The sequence below is a fragment of the Bacillus swezeyi genome (assembly GCF_030908325.1).
GTDB classification, from domain to species: Bacteria; Bacillota; Bacilli; order Bacillales; family Bacillaceae; genus Bacillus; species Bacillus swezeyi.
This window is the reverse complement of the sequence record NZ_CP133085.1, coordinates 416,201-437,344: the sequence shown is the minus strand read 5'-3', so window position 1 is coordinate 437,344 and position 21,144 is coordinate 416,201. Positions and strand designations below refer to the sequence as shown.

The 21,144-nt window shown below is 48.7% G+C and carries 9 protein-coding genes; 3 read left to right on the top strand and 6 right to left on the bottom strand.

Going from position 1 to position 21,144, the window contains the following annotated elements:
- The first annotated feature begins 37 nt into the window (after window positions 1-37).
- Entirely contained in the window at window positions 38-700 is a 663-nt protein-coding gene (locus tag RBH91_RS02225) for a YczE/YyaS/YitT family protein (RefSeq protein ID WP_307893318.1), read from the top strand.
- 30 nt (window positions 701-730) lie between these two features.
- Here RBH91_RS02225 and RBH91_RS02220 read toward each other — a convergent pair whose 3' ends face one another.
- Complete coding sequence (locus tag RBH91_RS02220) at window positions 731-1,594, bottom strand: AraC family transcriptional regulator (RefSeq protein WP_307893317.1); 864 nt, start codon at window positions 1,592-1,594, stop codon at window positions 731-733.
- A 39-nt stretch (window positions 1,595-1,633) separates the two neighbouring features.
- Window positions 1,634-2,419 carry an alpha/beta hydrolase gene (locus RBH91_RS02215; protein ID WP_307893316.1) on the bottom strand — a complete coding sequence of 262 codons (786 nt, stop codon included), beginning with the start codon at window positions 2,417-2,419 and terminating at the stop codon, window positions 1,634-1,636.
- Window positions 2,420-2,556: 137 nt separating this feature from the next.
- Between RBH91_RS02215 and RBH91_RS02210 the strand changes: the two genes are divergently transcribed.
- Window positions 2,557-3,228, top strand: a complete 672-nt coding sequence (locus tag RBH91_RS02210) for a 4'-phosphopantetheinyl transferase family protein (RefSeq protein WP_307893315.1) — start codon at window positions 2,557-2,559, stop codon at window positions 3,226-3,228.
- A 45-nt stretch (window positions 3,229-3,273) separates the two neighbouring features.
- Here the strand turns inward: RBH91_RS02210 and RBH91_RS02205 are convergent, their stop codons facing one another.
- Entirely contained in the window at window positions 3,274-4,623 is a 1,350-nt protein-coding gene (locus RBH91_RS02205) for an aminotransferase-like domain-containing protein (protein WP_307893314.1), read from the bottom strand.
- Window positions 4,624-4,759: 136 nt separating this feature from the next.
- On the opposite strand from RBH91_RS02205, the gene RBH91_RS02200 reads away from it, so the two are divergent.
- Window positions 4,760-5,671, top strand: a complete 912-nt coding sequence (locus RBH91_RS02200) for a DMT family transporter (protein WP_076758213.1) — start codon at window positions 4,760-4,762, stop codon at window positions 5,669-5,671.
- A 47-nt stretch (window positions 5,672-5,718) separates the two neighbouring features.
- Here RBH91_RS02200 and RBH91_RS02195 read toward each other — a convergent pair whose 3' ends face one another.
- Genes RBH91_RS02195 through RBH91_RS02185 form a run of 3 tightly spaced genes read right to left on the bottom strand, consistent with a single transcriptional unit; the run spans window position 5,719 to window position 21,144 of the window.
- Window positions 5,719-6,459, bottom strand: a complete 741-nt coding sequence (locus RBH91_RS02195; RefSeq protein WP_307893313.1) for a thioesterase II family protein — start codon at window positions 6,457-6,459, stop codon at window positions 5,719-5,721.
- On the bottom strand, window positions 6,460-10,311 hold the full coding sequence (locus RBH91_RS02190) for a non-ribosomal peptide synthetase (RefSeq protein ID WP_307893312.1): 3,852 nt from the start codon (window positions 10,309-10,311) through the stop codon (window positions 6,460-6,462).
- Window positions 10,312-10,371: 60 nt separating this feature from the next.
- Window positions 10,372-21,144 carry a non-ribosomal peptide synthetase gene (locus RBH91_RS02185; protein ID WP_307893311.1) on the bottom strand — a complete coding sequence of 3,591 codons (10,773 nt, stop codon included), beginning with the start codon at window positions 21,142-21,144 and terminating at the stop codon, window positions 10,372-10,374.

Below are 21,144 nucleotides of genomic sequence, written 5' to 3'. Positions count from 1 at the left end.
GACAATCGATTGTTTTTTTGGAAAGAGGGGAAATCCATTGAAGCGTGAACTCGTTCTGCGCTGGTTTTTTTATTTTGTCGGATTGCTTGTTTTGTCTTTTGGGGTTTCTCTTACGATTGAAGGAAAAGCGCTCGGCATCGGTCCCTGGGATGCGTTCCATTATGGCCTGTTTATGCTGCTGGGGCTTTCGGTCGGCCAATGGGCGATCATTGTCGGAGCCGTCATCGTAGGCTTAACATCATTTTTTACAAAGGCATGGCCGAAAATCGGCGCCGTGTTAAACATGTTGCTGATCGGTATTTTTATAGATTTCTTTAATTATATTCTTCCAGATCCGAAGACGCTCTTTTCTGCCTCTGTCGTATTCTTTCTGGGCATCATTTTTATCGGGTACGGGGTCGGCATTTATGTATCGGCAGATCTGGGCGCGGGTCCCCGCGACTCCCTGATGCTTTTGATATCAGAAAAAACGGGCTGGAATGTTCAGTGGGTCCGCAACGGAATGGAGCTGGCGATTTTATTCATCGGCTGGCTGCTCGGAGGACCGATCGGCATCGGCACTGTTTTGACCGCCATCATGACAGGTCTGATTTTGCGTTTTTCTTTGCCGCAGTCCAAACAGCTGCTTGTCCTAACAGTAGCCGGACGGCGGCGGAAAGCGGCTGAGCCTGTACATATGTCGTTGAAGAAAAACGTATGACATGCATGTCATACGTTTTTCTCCCTGCCATTATTTCTTCACAATCGGTATCCAAATCTGAGTGACATGATCCTTTGCCATAACATCCCCGTCTTCCGGATATGCTTCAAGTTGAGGAGCATTGGCAAGTTCATAGCCTGTTGCCGGAAACCATTCTGAGAAAATCCGATCCCACGTTTGGTGCACAGCCTGATCAACAGGACCGACAGCTTCAAATACAGCCCAAGTCGCGGCGGGAATCTCTTTTACGATACAGCCTTCCGGGAGGTCAGCGGTCGTTTTTTCGATGCCGATGCAATAGTTGAACGTGTCGGCTTGATCGTTAAAATCCATACATACGCCAAGAAAGCCAAGCGGTCCGGCGTACGGCTGCAAAGAATCAGTGAACCCGTTTTGATTTAATTCGTCCCAAAAAGCCGGAATCGCCGTTTGGTTTTGACCATCCTTCACAGTGACTTCCAACGCTTTGCCGATTATCTGAAACGATTCTTTCTCAATAACTTTGTATTTCATGTCCTCCACTCCTTTGATCCTGATTTGAAAGGAAAGACGCGGAAAAGCCTTGAGCGTCCCGCCTTCTTCATGCGCCTGCGAAGGGCTCATTCCGTGAAGCCTGCTGAATGCCTTGGAAAATGATTCGGGTGTGTTGTAGCCATACTTGAGGGCAACGTCAATGACTTTAACGTCTGATGCAGCCAGTTCCTGGGCCGCAACCGTCAGCCTGCGCTTGCGGATGTAGTCGGCGAGGGTGACGCCTGTCAGCATGTAGAACATCCGCTGAAAGTGAAATTTTGAACAGTAGGCAATCTTGGCGATATCCTCATGCCGCAAATGCTGATCGAGATGCTTCTCAATATAGTCAATGCTTTCAGCCAAACGATTCAGGATTTCCATTATTCTTCTCCTCTCGCTTTCTACAATAGCATCTCTGTTTTAAAAGCTCCTGTCATTCTGTGCGTTGTTGTGACAGGGGCCAAACAGCCATTTGACCGCTTCCGGAAAACGTTTCGCAAACCGCTCAAGCCGATGGGCTCCGCCTTCATCCATGACAAATTTCAGATCTTCCCAGGACATCATGCTTTCGGTTAAAATGCGGAAGGCCTCCTTCGTCCTCGGTATCATCTCCTTCTGAAGATTGCTTCGGTCTGTTCCTTCCGTGCTCCCGACATCCATATAGATGCGCAGATTTGCATTTTCAAAGGTTTGAACGCGCATAAATTCGGTCATTCCCGGAAACCAGAAAGACCCTGACAAAGAGCCGATTTCCCCAAAGGTTTCTGAAGCGAGGTACGCGGTGTAGATTGAGATCAGTCCGCCGAACGACTTCCCAATCATTCCGGTACTTTCACGTCTTGGATCCGTCCGGTAGCTTCGGTCAATATAAGCCTTTAGCTCATGCGCCAAAAACGCAGCATACAAAGCGCCTTTTCCGCCGTACGTTTGACCAGGCTTTATTAAATGCGGCTCAGAAAAGGGGGTGTATTCGCTTTCCCTGTTCTCCGCAGCCACTCCTACGAGCAGCAATTCAGGCAGCTCGTGATTCGAACACAGCTTTTCGATAGCTGACAAACTGCCGCTGTAGGCCGGATCAAACAGATCTCCCCGATCATGAACGTACAGGACGGGATAACGCTTAGCCCCAGTCTGATATGAAGGAGGCAGATAGATTAAAAGCTCCCTCCCGGAAAACGTATCTTTTATCAATGTTCCGCTTAACATATATTTCGCTCCAATCATTTCACATACATTCATATTATGGGGAAATACAGACCTGTACAACACCAATGTATCTTTCCGGCTGTCTGTTTGCTAAAATCAAAATAAGAAAAAAATATCATGTAAAGAGGTTGCATTTGATGAAGATTTACGCTGTTTATATGGATCAGCTGCCCGGGTCCGATCAATTTCAACGGATGATGGACATGGTGTCTGAAGAGAAACGAAAAAAAGTCAACAGATACAAATTTCCGGAGGATGCAAACCGGACACTGATCGGGGAAGTCCTGATCAGGCATATCATCAAAGAAACATTCGATTTGCCGAATGAACAGATCACATTCACGGAGGGACGGTACGGAAAACCGTCTGTCGCAGGCCTGCCCGACTTTCATTTCAACATTTCCCACTCGGGAAAATGGATCGTCTGCGGGGCCGGCAGCACGCCGATCGGGGTGGATGTCGAGAAAATCAAACCGATCAATTTTGCTATTGCGGAGCGGTTTTTCTCACCTTCTGAGCATCGCGACTTGATGGAGAAAAAAGAAGCGGAACGCCTATCTTATTTCTATCATTTATGGACGATGAAAGAAAGCTTTATTAAACAGGCGGGAAAAGGCCTGTCACTGCCGCTTGATTCATTCTCCGTCAAACTCGGAGAACAGGGCCGCGCCTCTATTGAAACGCCGCCGGACTATCCTCCCTGCTATCTCAAAACATATGATATCGATCCCGGTTATAAAATGGCGGTTTGTTCTGCTGCCGATGATTTTTCAAACGGGATTGTCATGAAAAGCTATGATGAACTGTAATGGCGGCGAATCTGCATTATGGACTGCATGCTCACCGCCGGGCTTTTAATAGAAAGCTGTTTCAATTACTTGTTTTAATTGTTCGATGCCGCGCCGAATATCTTCTTCCTTTACATTGGATGTATTGATTTTTAATAGATTTCTTTTTTCAAAGGATGACAAATAATGAGGAGCAATAGGCTCCAGCAGGATATTGCGCTTTTTCATGCTTTTAATTAGGCGGGAAGCCGAAAGCTTACGGTCCAATACCAGATGAGCATGGATGCACGGCTGTTCAGCAGGCCGGAATTCCGCCGCATGCCCCGCCGCCATAGAAACCTCTTGTAATAAAGCATTCAAGAGGCTTGATCTTTTTTCATATGATGAACGGATTTTTTGCTTATGCTTTTCAAACATCCCGCTTTTTAAATAAATTTCTAAAGCGGCCTGCGACAGCATTGAACTGTCGATGTCGAGCAGCTGTTTATACTGATTGAACACCTTTGCCAACGAATCAGGCAGTACCGCTGCTCCGACGCGCAACCCCGGAAAAATCACTTTCGAAAAACTTTTCAAATAGATCACACGTGAAGAAACATCATAAGCGAATAACGGGTCCGCCTTTTTATTCCCCTCTAGATCGCCGAGATAGTCATCTTCGGCGATAAACACATCGTACTTTTCCGCCAGCCTGACGATGCTCTTTTTTTCTTGTTCCGTATAGGAGGTCCCGAGCGGGTTGTGAAACCTCGGCATCGTGTAGAAGAATTTGATGTCTTCTGTTTGAAAGATGCGCTCCAATTGCTGAATATCGATGCCTTGCGCCGTTCGTTCAATGCCGATTGCCGGAAGACCGTGGACTTCGAGATACTTGATCAATAAATGGTAGCTTGGCTGTTCAATTAAAATTTTCCGCTTCCCGTTCGGAAAAGGCATCGAGGCAAGCAATGCCAAAGCCTGCTGGACGCCTGACGTGATGAAAATATTGTCCTGATTTGTGAACACTTGAGTATTTGCAAGCTCTTTTTGGATCACTTCTATTAATGACGGGAGCCCTTTGGGCGTTCCATAAATAAACAAATCATTTTTATATGTATCAATGGCTTTATTGATGCAATGCTGAAAATCAATGTATGGAAAAACATCCGGATCAGGTGCTGAAGCGGCGAAATCAATCACAGTCTCCCGGCGGCTCAGTTGTTTATTTGTTTTTTTCACGACGTAGTAGCCGCTTTTAGGCACTGAATAAATGAGATGCCGCTTCTCAAGTTCGCTTAATGCCCGAATTGCCGTGCTTTTGCTTACACAAAACTGCGCGGCAAGCGTGCGGATGGACGGCAGCCTGTCCCCTTCTTGATAGGATTTCCCTTCGATGAGAGCCTCTAATTCATTCATCAGCTCGACGTATTTTTGCATGTTATTCTCCCTTGTCTGAACTCTGTATCGGTACAGATCAGTATTTTTTGTATTGTGCCAAACTTCGCTTCCAGATAAGATGACAGAAGCCGGCAAATATACAGTATTGCATGCATACGCGACGGAGTTGTCAACCATGAACAAATCTGCTTATCTTGCAGCTTTATTATACGCTTTTATCATCGGGTTTTCTTTTTTCTTTATAAAATTGGCGCTCACCACGGCGGGACCGGTTGATATCCTGGCCCACCGCTTTACCATAGCTTTTTTGGCCGCGCTTTTTCCCCTGTTATTCGGCTGGGTCAACATCAGGCTCAGATTTAAAGACGTGCTGGTGATCCTGCCTTTGGCGTTATTTTATCCTGTCATGTTTTTTGCTTTTCAAGTGTTCGGGCTCGTCTATACGTCTTCTTCGGAAGCAGGCATCATTCAAGCGGCGATTCCGATTTTCACGATGATATTAGCTTCTTATGTTTTGAAGGAACGATTTACGAAACGCCAGTTCTTTTTCACTGTCTTGTCGGCAGCGGGGGTGGCCTGCATTTTCTTTATGAAAAACGCTGATGCCGGAGGCTCCGATTTGAGAGGAGCCGCGCTTATTTTGCTTTCGGCCCTTTCATCTGCAGGCTACAATGTATTGGCCAGAAAGATGACGCGCACCTTCAGTTCTCTTGAGATCACATATGTGACCATCTGCGCCGGCTTTCTCTTTTTCAACGGAATCGCCGGAGTGGAGCATATGGCAAACGGTACGCTCGCCGGCTTCTTTACACCTTATACAGACCCGGTGTTTTTGCTGGCCATCTTGTATTTGGGTGTTTTATCATCGTTGGCGACATCCTTTTTATCAAACTATGCTTTATCAAAAATCGAAGCTGCGAAAATCAGTATGTTTAATCATTTAGCTACATTGGTGACGATTTTAGCGGGAATATTATGGCTTGGGGAAACGCTTGAATGGTTTCATTTCCTCGGAAGCGTGATGATTATCACCGGCATTATCGGCGCCACTGCCATTCAATCAAAAAAGAAATACGCAAATAGCTGAAAAAAGCGGAAGATCGGCTAATGTTATACACCGATTTTCCGCTTCTTTTAAATGGTTTTAACAGATCGCTTGCCGATCGCCGCGACGATTGATCTGATGCGCGCGGCAACCTGCTCCGTTTCTGAAAGCAGAAACATATGGCCGCCCTTAAAATAATGAAAATCAATATCCTTCACCCATTTGTTCCAGCCGAATGCATCCTTCATACATTTCTCATCCTTGTTTCCATTTAAAATATGGACCGGCGAGCTGAGCAAAGCATGGTCAGTATGGCTGAACGTCTCCAGCGCCCTGTAGTCGGCTCTGAATGAAGGCAGGAAAAAGTTCATGATTTCCTTGTTCTTCACCAGTCCCTCGGGCATTCCGCCCAGCTGGATGAGATGGTCGAGAAAAGCATCATCATCATAATGAGAAACTTTTTTCCGCTTGATACAAGGCAGCTGAATCGCTGAAATGATGACAGCTTTCGGATAAACGCCTTCCTTTTCAAGCTTTTGCGCCAGTCTGTATACGACCATTCCTCCCATGCTGTAGCCAAACAGCACAAATGGACGGGAGAGCTTCGGCCGAAGCGCCGTTAAATACATGTCGGCGAGCTTTTCCAAATCATCGACAGGCTCCATTCGATTTGTCCCGTGCCCCGGCGGTTCGATCGCCAGCATCTCGAAATCCCTTTTCAAATGTTCATGAAGCGGACGGAATGATGCCGAATAGCCGCCTGCAAATGGAAAGCAAATCAATTGAATGTCACTGGAAGCAGATCCGAAATGTTTGATTACATCATTCATCTATCTTGCACCTCCGTTTACAGCAGCACGCTCTCCCAAAATGCTTTTGATGAGCTCTGCGTTGCGGCCGGCAAAACCTTCAGCAAGCATTTCATCATGCTTTCCGCAACCTTGATATTCATGATAAGAAGCCCGCGTCCCTTCTTTCCAGGAAGAAAGCCATGCCGGAAGCGGGTTCGTGTGTTCCGACTGAATAAAGTGAATATCGGCGCCGACCCTTCCCTGGTGAATCAAGTTCACAAAATACGAATAATACGCACCCATCTTTTTGGCGATGCCTTCCGCAACCGCCTTGATTTGCAGATACTCATTGTCCTTATTGGCTTCCATCAGCGCAGCCACGTCGTCTTCGACTGTACGCCCTTGCAAATCGCTGATATTGTTTTTCATATATGAATCGATCATGATCAATTTTTCAACGTTTCGTCCGTTCTTTTCAAGCTCCTGTGCCACCTCAAAGGCAAGCCCGCATCCGGCTGAATACCCCAGCAAGGTCAGCGGGCCGTCAGGCTGAAGATGACTGATGGTTTCCGCGAAGCGCTCAGCACGATCAGCACTTTCAATAAAATCAAAAGCGTGAAGCTTGTATTCCGGCAATTGTTCGGCAAGTTTGCCGTACATGATGCCATACCCGAGGACAGGCGGGAATGCAAACACTTGCCGGCGGCTTTCCTGATTGAAGACGGTTCTTTCGGCTTCACCTGTTTGCCCTCCGCTTTCGATGAAAGCGGCAATGTCCGCGATCGTCGGCGTTGCAAACAATACGTTCACAGGAACATCAATTTCGAGGTCCTTCAAAATCCGGGAAGTGACAGCCATTGCTTTCAATGAGTGGCCGCCGATTTCAAAAAAGTTCTCATCCATACCGATCTGCGGCCTTCCCAGCACTTCCGACCAAATCGCCGTAAGCTTGGCTTCCGTCTCATTGCGCGGCTCTCTGCATTCTTCTCCACCGGCTTTATGCGCCGCTTCCGGAAGAAGCCGCCGATTGACTTTTCCGTTTGCTGTCAGCGGCAGTTCTTCAAGTATGGTATATGCTGACGGCACCATATAGGCCGGGAGTTTCCGAGCAAGCCGGCTGCGAAGCGCCTCGTCTGTGACCTCAGCTCCAGGCATGGAAACGACATATGCGGTCAAGACCGAGTCTCCGCTCTCACTTCGCTTAGCAAGGACAACCGCTTCCTTGACGCCTTCACAGCGGAGAAGCTGCTCTTCAATTTCGCCGAGCTCGATCCGATGTCCGCGGATTTTCACCTGATCATCGATCCGCCCGATAAAATCAATGTTGCCGTCCGGCAGCCACCGGGCAAGATCGCCTGTCCGATACATGTTTTCCCCACTGTTAAACGGGTGAGGGACAAATTTTTCAGCAGTCAGATCAGGCCTGTTCAAGTAGCCGCGTGATATTCCCGCACCGCTTATACACAGTTCACCGACCGCTCCGAGCGGCTGGAGCTGGCGATTTTCCGTCAGAATGTAAGCCGCGGTTTCATTCAACGGCTTGCCGATTGGGATGGAAACGGCATCGTCACTTACACTGTCGACCGGATAAAAAGTCGCAAAAACGGTTGTTTCCGTCGGACCGTATACATGGATGATCCTGTCAGGCCCCATCGCAGCGAACGCCTTTTTGACATGGTTCACAGATGAACGCTCGCCGCCGAACAGCACTTTGCGAATGCCTTTCATCCAATCCGTTCCTGCGTCGACAAGCAGGTTAAACAGGGCCGTCGTCACAAACATAACGCTGATGTTTTCTTTCTGAATCGTTTCTGTCAGCTTTCCGATATGGAGAATTGTCGCCTGATCGGCAATCACCAGTTTTCCTCCGTTCAAAAGGGCGCCGTATAGATCAAATGTAAAACCGTCAAACGCATAGTTTGAGAGAGACAGTACCGTGTCCCGCTCAGTGAGATCTATATAATTCGTCTCTTTGACGACCCTCGCGATATTGGCGTGCGTCGTCAGATTGCCCTTCGGTTTTCCCGTTGTACCTGATGTGTACATGATGTAAGCGAGGTCATCCGAATGTCGGGCAATACGGAGATTCTCTCCGCTTTCCTCGGAAACGGCGGGACATTCGATTAAAATCGTTTCCTTTGTGAAGGAGAGCGATGCCGCCTGGCCGGAAAGCTCTTCCTGAGTCAGGAGGCATACCGCTCCGCTGTCTTCAAGCATGTATTGGATGCGCTCTTCCGGATACTCCGGATCAATCGGCAAATAAGCTCCGCCGGCTTTTAACACCGCAAGTATCGCGATGACCATTTCTGGTGAACGCCGGAAAAAGAGGGCGACGGCTCGATCGGCGCTGACACCTTTTTTGCGCAGCATATGAGCTAGTTTATTTGCCTTTTCATTCAGCTCGGCATATGTAAGCGTGCGGCCGGCTGCCGACACCGCGGGCTGTTCAGGGATTGATTCAGCACACCGTTCAAACCATTTCGGAATCGTTAAAGCTGTTTTTTCTCCACCCTGCTGAACATGAAATTCAGCAACGAGACGCTCTTTTTCCTTTTCAGGAATCACACATATATCATCCAGCGGCTGATCCGGGTTTTTGACGATCTGTCCGATTGCCGCCAAAAGCTGTTCTTTTAGGCGGTTGGCGAATGACGAATCATAGACATTCCGATTGTAAGCCAGCTTCAGCAGCATTTCCTCACCCGGCGATGCAAGCAGATTCAGATCGTAATTCGATTTTTCAAAAACACTGACATCTCCCATTGCAAAGCCTAGATTCTCTTCTTCCTGCTGTTTGTTGGCTTCTTGGAGCGGATAATTTTCAAAAACGATGATATGGTCGATTAAAGCCGGCGCTGCCGTATAACTTTGGATATCATAAAGCGGCACATATTGATGCGGCTCAGATTCAAGCGACTGCTTCTGCAAGTCGGCCATCAGCTCTGTAAAAGTCGTCTGCGCGTCAAATGTGACCCGTTTCGGGACGACATTGATAAACAAGCCGACCATGTCCTCCACACCTTTAATTTCCGCGGGTCGTCCTGAGACAACCGTACCGAAAATCAAGTCGCGGGACCGCTGATAGCGGCTCAAAAGTACGGACCATACCGCTTGCAGAGCGGTGCTTAATGTCGTATTGTGCGCCTTTGCAAGCTGTGTAAAAGCTTCGGTTTCCTCTTTCGGAAGAGAAAACAGAAGTTCTTCAGGCTGATTGCCGGTTTGCTTTGTTTTTTTCCGCTGTTCGCTGAACGTCGTCTGTCCCTCAAAACCGTCTAAATAGGTTTCCCAATAGGCCAGCGATTTTTGTTTATCCTGATTTTCAAGCCATTTAATATATTCTTTGTATGGTTTGACGGAATTCAAGCTGTAAGGCTCGTTTTTGCGAAGTGCATTGTACACCTTGAACAGCTCCTGCACGACAACGCCGAAGCACCATCCGTCAAGCAGAATATGGTGGTAGCTCCATACCCATTCATAATGATCCGGTCCTTTTTTAAAAATAGCGGTCCTCATCGGAATGTCTTTCGAAAGATGAAACCCTTTTTCTTTGTCTTTCTGTTTATAATCTTCAATTCTTTTATGCTGCTCTTTTTCAGAAAAGCCGGATAAGTCGATTTCCTCTACTTGAAAAGATCTTTCTTTTAAGACGACCTGAACCGGTCTTTTCATTTTTTCATGAACGAATACGGTTCGAAAAATGTCATATCTGTCGATGATGACATTCATGCTTTTTTCCAAAATATCTTTTTGGAAGGAGCCTTTCACTTGCATGCTGATCTGTTCAATATAAAAGCTTTGTCCGGGGTGCAGCAGTGTATGGAACAACATCCCTTCCTGCATCGGTGATAAATAATAAATGTCCTGCACATGCTCTTTTTTAAACTGGCTCATGATCGCTTCCCCCTTTCATGGATTCACCCGCTTGCTGTGAAGCGGGTGAATCCTGCATGTTTAGTTCAAATTTTCTTCAAGGACGTCGAACAAGTCGCCCATTTCTTCCATCTCAAGATCGCCGGCAGTGAAGTCACTTGGCGTAAATTCGCGTTCTTCTTTGGCCGTACAATGATTAATTAATGCAATGAGGAAGGATTTAAACCTGTCCATTCGTTCTTGTACGGTCTCCCTGTCAAACTCCTTTGTATTGAAGGAGCATGACATGTTTAATTTTTCTTTGCTGATGATGCCGCTGAAGCTCAAGGCGTAGAGCGCTTCCGACGCTTCTGAGACCTGATTTCCCATATCATAAGAGGACGGTCCGAAGAAATCGGTTTGAACTTCATTGTCAATCTGACCTAAATAGTTAAAGCTGACCTCCGGTTTGATTGAGAAATCGGCATCTGCTTTTTGTTGATCTGTTAAATAGCGGAGAATGCCGTATCCGATACCCTTATCAGGAATCTGCCGCAGATGTTCTTTTACGTTTTTAATCATCTCAGACAAACCGCCGTCTTCAGCACATGTTAAAACAACGGGATATTGTGCAGTAAACCACCCCAATGTTCTCGAAATGTTCATGCCTGGAATGATTTCCTCCCTGCCGTGCCCCTCCATGTTGATGCAGATCTTTAAGTCCCTTGTCCATTCTTGGATCATCAGACTGAGGGCGGAAAGGAGGATGTCATTGATATCCGTCCCATATGGCTCGTGAACTTTTGTCAAAAGCAACTTCGTTTCTGCATCACTTAATTCAAATGAAACAGCGGCCGAGTCTTTCACTTTTCTTTCTGCGACAACATGGTCTTTCGGCAATGCCGGAACAGGCTTTTTTTCAAGCTGGCGCCAATATTCGGCAGTCTTTAGGAATTGTTCCGACTGGGCATAGGACTCAAGCTCTTCAGCCCAGTCTTTAAATGAATTCGTTTTGTCCGGGAAGACAATCTCCTGCTGCTTTTCGGCTTGAAGATAACCGGCGGCAAAGTCTTCCAGCAGGATTCTCCATGACACACCGTCAATCACTAAGTGGTGAATGACAATCAGCAAATGGTCGCCTGCAGCGGTTTGATACTGTTCTACCTTTAACAGCGGCCCTCTTCCGATATCAAGGCTTGCCTGCAGCCGCTTCGCTTGAGCGGCTATTTCCGTTTCAATATCTGTGACATACTGAAGATTAACCACTCTGAAGGAAAATGCCTTATCACCAAGACCGCGGTTATAAGGAATGATGCGGCCGTTTTCCTTTTTGTACACCATGCGCAGGGCATCATGATGCTCGGTCAATTTCTCCAATGTCTGCTCGATGAGCTCAGGATCAAATCTTGCCGGGGCATGAAGCATGACAGACTGATTCCAGTGATGCTCATTCGTAAAGCTGCGTTCAAAAAACCAGCGCTGGATCGGCGTCAATGTGACTTCTCCTTCGACAGGCCCCTGATCGATCGGTTTGCCGTCCGTCCATTCGATATACGATCTGATCTCGCCAATCGTCGGATGCTGGAACAAATCCTTCATTTCAAGCTTCCAGCCGTGCTGCTGCAGGCGGCTCGCCATTTGAATCCCTTTGATCGAATCTCCGCCGAGTGTGAAGAAATTGTCGCTGATTCCGATTCGTTCAATGCCGAGAACCTCTTGCCAAACATCCGCCAACAGCTGCTCCGTCTCCGTTCGCGGTGCTTTGTATTCAGCTGTCTTCGCTTCGACGTCAGGCTGCGGAAGCGCCCTCCGGTCGACTTTTCCGTTCGCCGTAATCGGCAGTTCATCGAGCTGTACCCAGTACGTCGGCACCATGTAGTCTGGCAGCACATTCGCAAGCTGACGGGCCATGTTTTCTGTATCAAGCTGTTCCGCTGATGTGACATAGCCGCACAGCGCTTTATTGCCGTAGGCGTCCTCGATATCGGCGACGACTGCCTCCTGGACTTCAGCGAGCTGTGTAAGCTGGACTTCAATTTCAGAAAGCTCAATCCGGAAGCCGCGTATTTTCACCTGCTGGTCGATCCGGCCGATATATTCAAGCCGTCCGTCCGCGAGCCATCTGACCGCGTCTCCCGTCCGGTACATGCGCTCTCCCGGCACAAACGGATCTTCCGTAAAGCGCTTCGCTGTTTCCTCAGGTTTGTTCAAGTAGCCGCGCGCAAGCCCGCGGCCGGCAATGCACAGTTCACCCGTGACACCGACAGGCTGTACTTGGTTGTTTTCTCCAAGCACATATGCCCTTGTATTGGCGATTGGCTGACCGATCGAAAGCATTCCTTCATCAGGGTCGATCGCCGTGCTTGTCGCAACGACCGTGTTTTCTGTCGGGCCGTAGTTGTTGATGAGCGTGTAGCCGCGCTTTTCAATCCGCTTCAGCTTGTCTCCGCCAGTCAAAAGCACCCGCAGTGAACGGTTGTCCAGTTCCATAAACTGTTCGCACAGCTGTGTCGGCAGGAATGTGATCGTGATGCCGTGTTCTTCGAAATATTGATTCAGGCGGACGATATCCATCCGAATCGCTTCATCGATGATATGGAGCTCACTTCCGGCGATCCAGTACGGGAACATCTCCCATACGGATGCGTCAAAGCCGAAGCCCGCGTATTTCGCGCTTTTATCCTGTTCTGTGACCTCAAATGCATCATGATGCCAATAGCACAGGTTCACAAGTGAATGGTGTTCGACCATGACGCCTTTCGGCTCGCCTGTCGTCCCTGACGTATAGATCAAGTAGGCAAGATTGTCAGACTTCGCCCCTGAAACTGGGTTGGCTTCATCTTCAGCATGAAGCTCGCCATACAGGATGGAAGCTTCTCCATTCAGGCAAATCACTTCTCCTGTGAATGTGTCTGGCACCATCAGATCGGTTTGCGTCAGAAGCAGATCCGCACCGCTGTCTTTCAGCACATATCCGATCCGCTGGGCCGGATAGTCGGGATCGATCGGCACATAGGCCGCTCCCGCTTTCATAATCGCCAGCACACCGGCCGCCATTTCCAACGAAGGCTTGACCATGATGCCGATCCGCTGGTCAGGGCATGCTCCTTTTGCGATCAGCAGGCGGGCGAGGCGGTTGGCGCGGGCGTTAAGCTCTCTGTACGTCCACCTGCGGCCGTTGTACACCGCAGCCCCGCGGTCAGGTGTGCGGAGAGCTTGCGCTTCAAACAGCTCGTGAATCGTTTTGTCTTCCGGCGCTTCGAGTGCAGTTTCATTCCACTTTTCAACGAGTCTCCGTTTTTCCGTCTCATTCAGCAGTGAAAGCTCTGAAAGGCGGACATTCGGATTATCCGCAACCGCTTCGAGCAGATTGAGCAAATAGCCGCTCCAGCGCTTGATCGTTTCTTCCTTAAACAAATCAATAGCATATTCAAATTGCAGACCGATTGATTCTCCCTGTTCAAAAGCCCCCAATGTCAGGTCGAACTTCGCAGCGGCATGTGAAATGTCATACGGTTTGATCGTTAATCCATCCAAGTCGAGCGTCTCTTTATCAGGATTTTCTACTGTCAGCATGACATTGAAAAGCGGATTTCGGCTCATATCGCGCGGCAGGTCAAGCTTTGCGATCAGCTCTTCAAACGGGTAGTCCTGATGGTCAAGGGCAGCGAGGCTGTTGTGTTTGACATCCTCCAAAAATTCGCTGAACGTCGAGTGAAGCGGCACATGGTTTTTAAGCGCCAATGAGTTGACGAACATACCCGGCATGTCTTTGAGGTCGGCGTTTGTTCTGCCCGCTGCCGCCGAACCTATGACAATGTCTTTTTGGCCAGAGAGACGGTTTAAAAAGATATTGAATACGGCCAGCATCACAATATTCAATGTCGTTTCCGTCTCCGCTGCCAAACCGCGGATTTTCAGCGCTGTTTCCTTCGTCGTTTTAAAGTGAACCTGATCACCGGCAAAGCTTTGCACCGGAGAACGCGGGAAGTCTAGCGGAAGGCCGAGTTCCGGAACGGCTTCCTTAAACTGATTCAGCCAAAACTCTTCCTGTTTCCGAATGCTTTCCTGCTGGTGAGGTTCATGCTGCCAAACTGCATAATCTTTGTAATGAAGCTTCGGTTCCGGCAGCGCTTCCCCCCTGTAGAGCATCGCAATTTCTTTGACGAAAAGGCTTCTTGATACACCATCGGCGATAATGTGATGGGAATCAATCAGCAACAGATGACGCTGTTCATTGATTCGCATCAATTCAGCGCGGAGCAGCGGAGCGCTGCTTAAAGCAAACGGTCTGATAAAACGGCTGATTTCTTTTTCGGCGTCTTCTTCTTGAATATCGGTGACCTTCAATTCGATGTCCGCTTTTTCGTGCACCTTTTGAACCGGGCTGCCATCGATTTCCGCAAATGAAGTGCGCAGCGATTCATGGCATTCCACCAATGATATGAACGACCGTCTTAACCGATCGATATCAAGAGCGCCTTCCATTAGGAGAACAGACGGCATATTGTAGCCGGTCCCGTTCTTTTCGATATGATGAAGGACATACATCCGTTTTTGTGCGGATGAAACAGGATACCAGTCGCGTTTTTCAGCAGGCTGAATCCTGCTTTGCTCTGACGGCCCTTCAGATGATTCGATATAGCGTGCGAGCCGGCTGACTGTCGGGCACTCAAAGAGCGCTTTTAACGGCACTTTTTTCTCCAGTTTGGATTGAATATCAGCCGTCAGCATCATTCCCTTCAAAGAATGTCCGCCAAGATCAAAGAAATTGTCTTCAATTCCGATCGGCCTGATGCCGAGCACATCTTCCCAAATTAGGCACAGTGCTTTCTCCAGTTCTGTTGACGGAGCCGTATAGGAAGCGCCTGGTTTGTTTAAAGTCTGAGGATCGGGCAGCGCGCTGCGATCCACTTTCCCGTTTGCCATAAGCGGAATTTCATCCACCGTAATGAAATATGAAGGCACCATGTATGACGGCAGCCGTTCAGAAAGCTGCTCCCTCAGGTTAGAAGCTGACGGCTTTCCTTTCGATTGAATATAGGCGCACAGCTCTTCCAGCCCGGAATCGGGCGCAAAAGCGAGAACGACCGCTCTTTCAACATCTTCGAGCTCTTTCAAGGCATCTTCGATTTCTTTTAATTCAATTCTGTATCCGCGGATTTTCACCTGATCATCCGTCCGTCCCAAAAATTCAATCTCTCCGTCAGGCAGACGGCGTACGAGGTCTCCCGTCTGGTACATGAACGCGCCGGGGGCATAAGGGTTTTCAGCAAACCGTTCAGCAGTCAGCTCTTGTTTGTTCAAATACCCTCTCGCAAGTCCTTGTCCCATAATATACAGTTCGCCTGCCGCGCCGGGCGGCACAAGGCGGCGGGAAGCGTCCAATACCAAGGCTCCGGCGCCCGAAATCGGCCGTCCGATGGTCGGGCGTTTGGCAAATTCGGCAATCCCGTCCCGATCGATCACTTTCGCAACTGTCCCGATCGTCGTCTCCGTCGGCCCGTAATGATTGATAAACCGGGCATTCGGATAGCTGGAATGGAAGCGCATCACATCGGCCGGATTGATTTTTTCTCCCCCAAGTACGATCAATCTCAATGACTTGAGCCCCTTTGTTAAAGCAAAGCTTTGCGGCTGAACGACCGTATGGAACAGCGACGGCGTCAGCTTGATATATGTGATCCCCTGTTCACCGATATAATGGCTTAACCGCTCCGGTTCTGTATATGTTTCTTTCGGGACAAGATGCAGCTCACCTCCGGCAAGAAGCACCGGGAAAAGGCTCGTATACCCGAGATCGAATGCATATGAAGACAGGAGCATTGTTTTATCAGACTCTGACAAATCTGCTACACTGCTGAACCAAGAAACATAGTTCACAAGATTGCGGTGTTCCAGCTGAACGCCTTTCGGATTGCCCGTCGTCCCGGATGTGTAGATGATATACGCGAGACCCGCTCCGTCATGGGTTGAATGAGGGCGTTCAGCGCTTGCATTCAGCGTGTCTTTTGCCATATCTATGAATTTGCCTTTATATTGACCTGAAAGTGCGGTTTGATAGGAAGGCTCAATCAGCAGCCAGCGGGCTCCGCTGTCTTCAAGCATATATTCCACCCTTGCCGACGGCATATCCGGATCAATCGGCAAATACGCGCCCCCTGCTTTCATTACACCAAGAATCGAGACGATGACATCTGCAGAACGATCCATCATAATCCCCACGATATCGTCTTTTCCGACGCCTTCTCCCTGCAGAACATTCGCCGTCTGATTTGCTCTCTCTTCAAGCTCCCGGTATGTGAGTTTCGTTTCTCCGCAAACAACGGCCGGCAGGTCAGGCGTCTTGGCTGCCCGTTCTTCAAACAGCACATGAAACGGCCGTTCTTCAAGATTTTCTGCCTGACAGTGTTTCACTTCATCCAACAGCATCTCCCGCTCTTGATCTGACAGCAGTTCGATATCTTGGAGCTTGATATCAGGATTTTCGCTGATCATTTTGATCACGTTCAAGAAGTGGCCGCTCCAGCGTCTGATCGTTTCTTCTTTAAATAAAGAGACGGCATAGTCAAAGTTCAAACCGATTTCCCCGTCATGTTCAACAGCCTCAAGAGACAGGTCAAACTTTGCGGTACGGTGCCGTACAGCGTAGGAAGAAATCTGCAAATCTCCTAATTTCAATGTTGGGACATCCATATTTTGCATGTTGAAAAAGACGCTGAACAATGGATTGCGGCTTGTGTCCCTTGCCAATGGCAGTTTTTCAATCAATTCTTCAAGCGGGTAGCTTTGCTTTGAAAATGCCTGCAGACTTGTTTCTTTGACTTCCTGCAAAAATTGCTTGAATGTTTTTTCTCCCTCAGGACGATTGCGAAGTGCCAGCGTGTTGACAAACATGCCCGGAATGTCATTCACATCGGGATGCGTTCTCCCGGCCACAGGTGATCCCACGATAATATCATCTTGTGATCCATACTTGGAAATCAGGATATTGAATGCGGCCAAAAGGAACATGTAAAGCGTTGCATCAGATTCAGAGAGCAACTTCTTAATTTCATTTGTAAGCTTCTGATCAATGCCAAAGACAACCCGCTCGCCTTGAAAGCTTCGTTTTGCCGGACGCGGGAAGTCATACGGCAGATCAAGCATAGGCAGCTCGCCTTTGAAAACATCAAGCCAGTATTGCTCCTCTTCTTTCAATTGTCCTTGGCGCTCCTGATCGTTTTGCCATACGGCAAAGTCTTTATAATGCAGTTTAGGAGCCGGCGCATCGCCGCCATGGTAGAACCGGGCAAGATCGCGGATGAAAATTCCGGTTGAGCTTCCGTCGGTAATAATGTGATGCATATCGATCAGAAGCAAATGGCGTTTTTCTTCCAATTGAACGAGTTCCGCCCGCACAAGCGGCGCCTGATTCAATTGAAAAGGCCGGATAAATTCACTGATTTTCGTTTCTGCTTCCGCTTCTTCGGCTTGAGAAGCCGTCAGCTCAAACGGTACGTTTTGCCGGATGCTTTGAACAATTTCTCCATCGATTAATTCAAACGATGTCCGGAGCGTTTCATGGCGGTTGATTAAAGCTTGAAACGCGGATTCCAGACGATCCTTGTCCAATGCCCCTTCCAAAAGCAGCACGGCCGGGACGTTGTAGCTCGTGCTCGCTTCTTCAAGCTGGTTGAGAATGTACATGCGCCTTTGCGCTGAAGACACCGGATAATAAGGCTTTGGGGGCGCCGGCTCAATCGGCGGCGCATCTTCTTTTGATTCACCTTCTAGAAATGCCGCAAGCCCTCTGATCGTCGGTTTTTCAAACAATACCTTGATCGGAACTTCTTTTTGCATCTGCTCCTGTATTTTGGCAGTCAGCATCATCGCTTTCAAAGAATGCCCGCCGACGGAGAAGAAATTGTCGTCGATTCCCGGGCACTTGATGCCGAGAATTTCTTCCCAGATGGCAGCAAGGATTTCTTCCGTTTCATTTTCCGGCGCTTTGTATGCAGCATCCGTTTCCTCAGCCTCAGGGGCCGGAAGCTTATGTTTGTCAATCTTTCCGTTGGCCGTCAGCGGCATTTTCTCAAGTTCGATCAAATGAGACGGCATCATATACTCCGGAAGTGATTGAGAAAGCTCTGTCCGCAGCTGTGACGCCGGCCTCGCCCGGGCGACAGTGTAATAAGCGCAAATTTCATTTTCCCCTGCATTGTTTTCCCGTATGACGGCAGCGGCTTCTGCGATGCTGTCAAGCCTGGCCAAGCTTGCTTCAACCTCTCCCAATTCGATCCGAAAGCCGCGGACTTTGACTTGATGATCAATCCGCCCGAGGAATTCGATATTTCCGTCCGGAAGCCATTTTGCCAAGTCGCCCGTCCGGTAAATCCGCTTTCCTTCGGCAAACGGATCGCCGACGAATTTTTCATCAGTCAGTTCAGGCTGGTTCAAATAGCCGCGGGCCACACCGTCTCCGCCGACACATAGCTCACCCGGTACGCCGATTGGCTGAAGCTGGTTTTGTTGATCAAGAATATACGCCGTTGAATTTCCAATCGGCTTCCCAATCGGAACTGTGCGCTCATATTCTTTATCGATTAAAAAACAGGTTGAAAATGTTGTATTTTCCGTCGGGCCGTATCCGTTCCAAAGCGAGAGCCCGGGGGACACGCGTTTAACCTGGTTGACGACTGCCGGTACGAGCGCATCTCCGCCAATCAGTAAATCGCTTAAATTTTTAAACATCTCCGCATCTTGCCGGGCCAGCTGATTGAAGAGCGGTGAGGTCAGCCACATCGTCGTGATCCTGTTTTCCTCCAAAAATGTCCGGAAACGCCTTGTATCAAGGAGCGTCTCTTTCGGCACCGGGTATAGAGTCCCGCCGTTTAACAGTGCGCCAAATACCTCAAATGTGCTGGCATCAAAGCTGACCGCACCCGTCTGCGCCATGCGCACGTCTTCGTGCAGCGGGATATATCCGGCATTTTTGACGAGGCGGACGATATTGCGGTGTTCCACCATGACACCTTTTGGCTTGCCCGTTGATCCTGATGTATAGATGTAATAAGCGAGATCATTCGGCTTGTTGATATATTCAAGGTTGGCTGCATCTTCTCTTTCAGCGTCCTCCGCATCTGCGGCCATCACCTCATACCCTTCCAATGAAACCTGTGTGCTTTGATTCGTCATGACGATTTTCGCGCCGCTGTCTTCAAGCAAAAAGCGAATTCGCTCTTCAGGGTAGCCTGGGTCAATCGGTACATAAACACCGCCTGCTTTCAGCACTGCCAGCATGCTGACGGCAGATTCAAGCGAACGCTCCATCATGATGGCGGCGGCTCCGCCGTGCACCAGACCTTTTGCTTGCAGTTTTCTCGCAAGCTGGTTGGCTTTTTCATTCAGCCTTTGGTATGTAAGGTTTTTTTCGCCCGCGGCGACGGCTGTTTTTTCAGGTGTCTGTTCCGCTTGTTCTTCAAAGAGCTCTGGGATCGTTTTTTCCCGCGGATAGTCCGTTGTCGTGTCATTAAATGCAAGCAGCGCTATTTGTTCCCTTTCTGATAAAAGTCCAGCGCTGCCCGCCTCTGATTCAGGATTTGAAAGCGCAATGCGGGCAAGTCTTGTTAGATGCTCCACAGCCTTTTTAATGAAGGCGGCCTCATAAACCGCACTGTTGTATTTACATTTAATCGTCCATTCTGTTCCCGGATAAACGATCAGATTCAAATCGTAATTCGTTTGTTCAAAAGCTCCGGCGGCCTTGATTGAAAAGCCGAGGCGCTCTGTCATCGTTCCGTTTTCGAGTTCTTGATCCAGCGGATAATTTTCAAACGCAACGAGATGGCTGATCAAACGCCCGTCCAACGCGGATTTCTTTTGAATGTCATAAAGCGGCAGATAATCGTACTGTTCCGCTTCAATCGCATGCTGCTGCGCCTGTTTGAAAAGCTCGGCAAATGAAACACGCTTTTCAACCTTCAGACGGACGGGAATTGTGTTGATAAACAATCCCGCCATATGTTCGATGCCGTTGATTTCCGCCGGGCGTCCGGACACAACCGTGCCGAACACCACGTCTTCTGCCGCATTATATTTAGCAAGGACCGCTCCCCAAATCGCCTGAAATAGATTGGGAGCCGTTACGTTATAGCGGTTTGCCGCCTTTTGGACGGCATCCACCATATCTTTGTCCCAGACGAAAGCAAGTTCTTCGTTCTGGTAAGATTCTTGGTCCGAAGATGTTTTGCGGCCAGGGATGACGCTCGGGCTCTCCAAGTCGGCAAGACGCTTCTCCCAATAGGATAACGCCTCATCCCTGTCCTGCCGTCCGAGCCATTTAATATAGTCTGCATACGGCCTTCCTTGATCAATCGGAGCTGGACGATTTGAGCGAAACGCTTCATAATGTTGAAAAAGCCGCTTCATCAATATGCCCATGCTCCAGCCGTCCATCACGATATGATGGTTGCTCCAAATCATGTGGTATTGCTGATGGTCAAGCCGGAAGACCGCCACCTTAAACAGCATATCTTTCGCCAGGTTGAATCCGGCTGCCTGGACTTCTTTTTTGTATTGGCCGATACGCATCGTCTGCTGTTTTTCGTCCAAATCGGCAATATCCTCAAAGGCAACCTTCGCCTGCCGTTCGGCCAGGACGACCTGGCGCGGCTTTTGCAATTGCTGATGAACAAAAACCGTTCTAAGGATATCGAAAGAGCGCACAAGCTGATTCACGCTCTTTTCAAAAATCGCTAAATCAAAATCACCGTCTATGAACAGTTCGAGCTGTGTGAAATAAGAGGAAGATTCCGGATCAAGCATCGCATGATACAGCATCCCTTCCTGCATCGGTGTTAAAGGATACACCTTTTGAATCTTTTGTTTCCCCAT

Excerpts from the sequence above, each read along its gene's own strand:
- RBH91_RS02220 (WP_307893317.1), bottom strand. The coding sequence starts at position 1,594 with ATGGAAATCCTGAATCGTTTGGCTGAAAGCATTGACTATATTGAGAAG.
- RBH91_RS02215 (WP_307893316.1), bottom strand. The coding sequence starts at position 2,419 with ATGTTAAGCGGAACATTGATAAAAGATACGTTTTCCGGGAGGGAGCTT.
- RBH91_RS02210 (WP_307893315.1), top strand. The coding sequence starts at position 2,557 with ATGAAGATTTACGCTGTTTATATGGATCAGCTGCCCGGGTCCGATCAA.
- RBH91_RS02205 (WP_307893314.1), bottom strand. The coding sequence starts at position 4,623 with ATGCAAAAATACGTCGAGCTGATGAATGAATTAGAGGCTCTCATCGAA.
- RBH91_RS02200 (WP_076758213.1), top strand. The coding sequence starts at position 4,760 with ATGAACAAATCTGCTTATCTTGCAGCTTTATTATACGCTTTTATCATC.
- RBH91_RS02195 (WP_307893313.1), bottom strand. The coding sequence starts at position 6,459 with ATGAATGATGTAATCAAACATTTCGGATCTGCTTCCAGTGACATTCAA.
- RBH91_RS02190 (WP_307893312.1), bottom strand. The coding sequence starts at position 10,311 with ATGAGCCAGTTTAAAAAAGAGCATGTGCAGGACATTTATTATTTATCA.
- RBH91_RS02185 (WP_307893311.1), bottom strand. The coding sequence starts at position 21,144 with ATGGGGAAACAAAAGATTCAAAAGGTGTATCCTTTAACACCGATGCAG.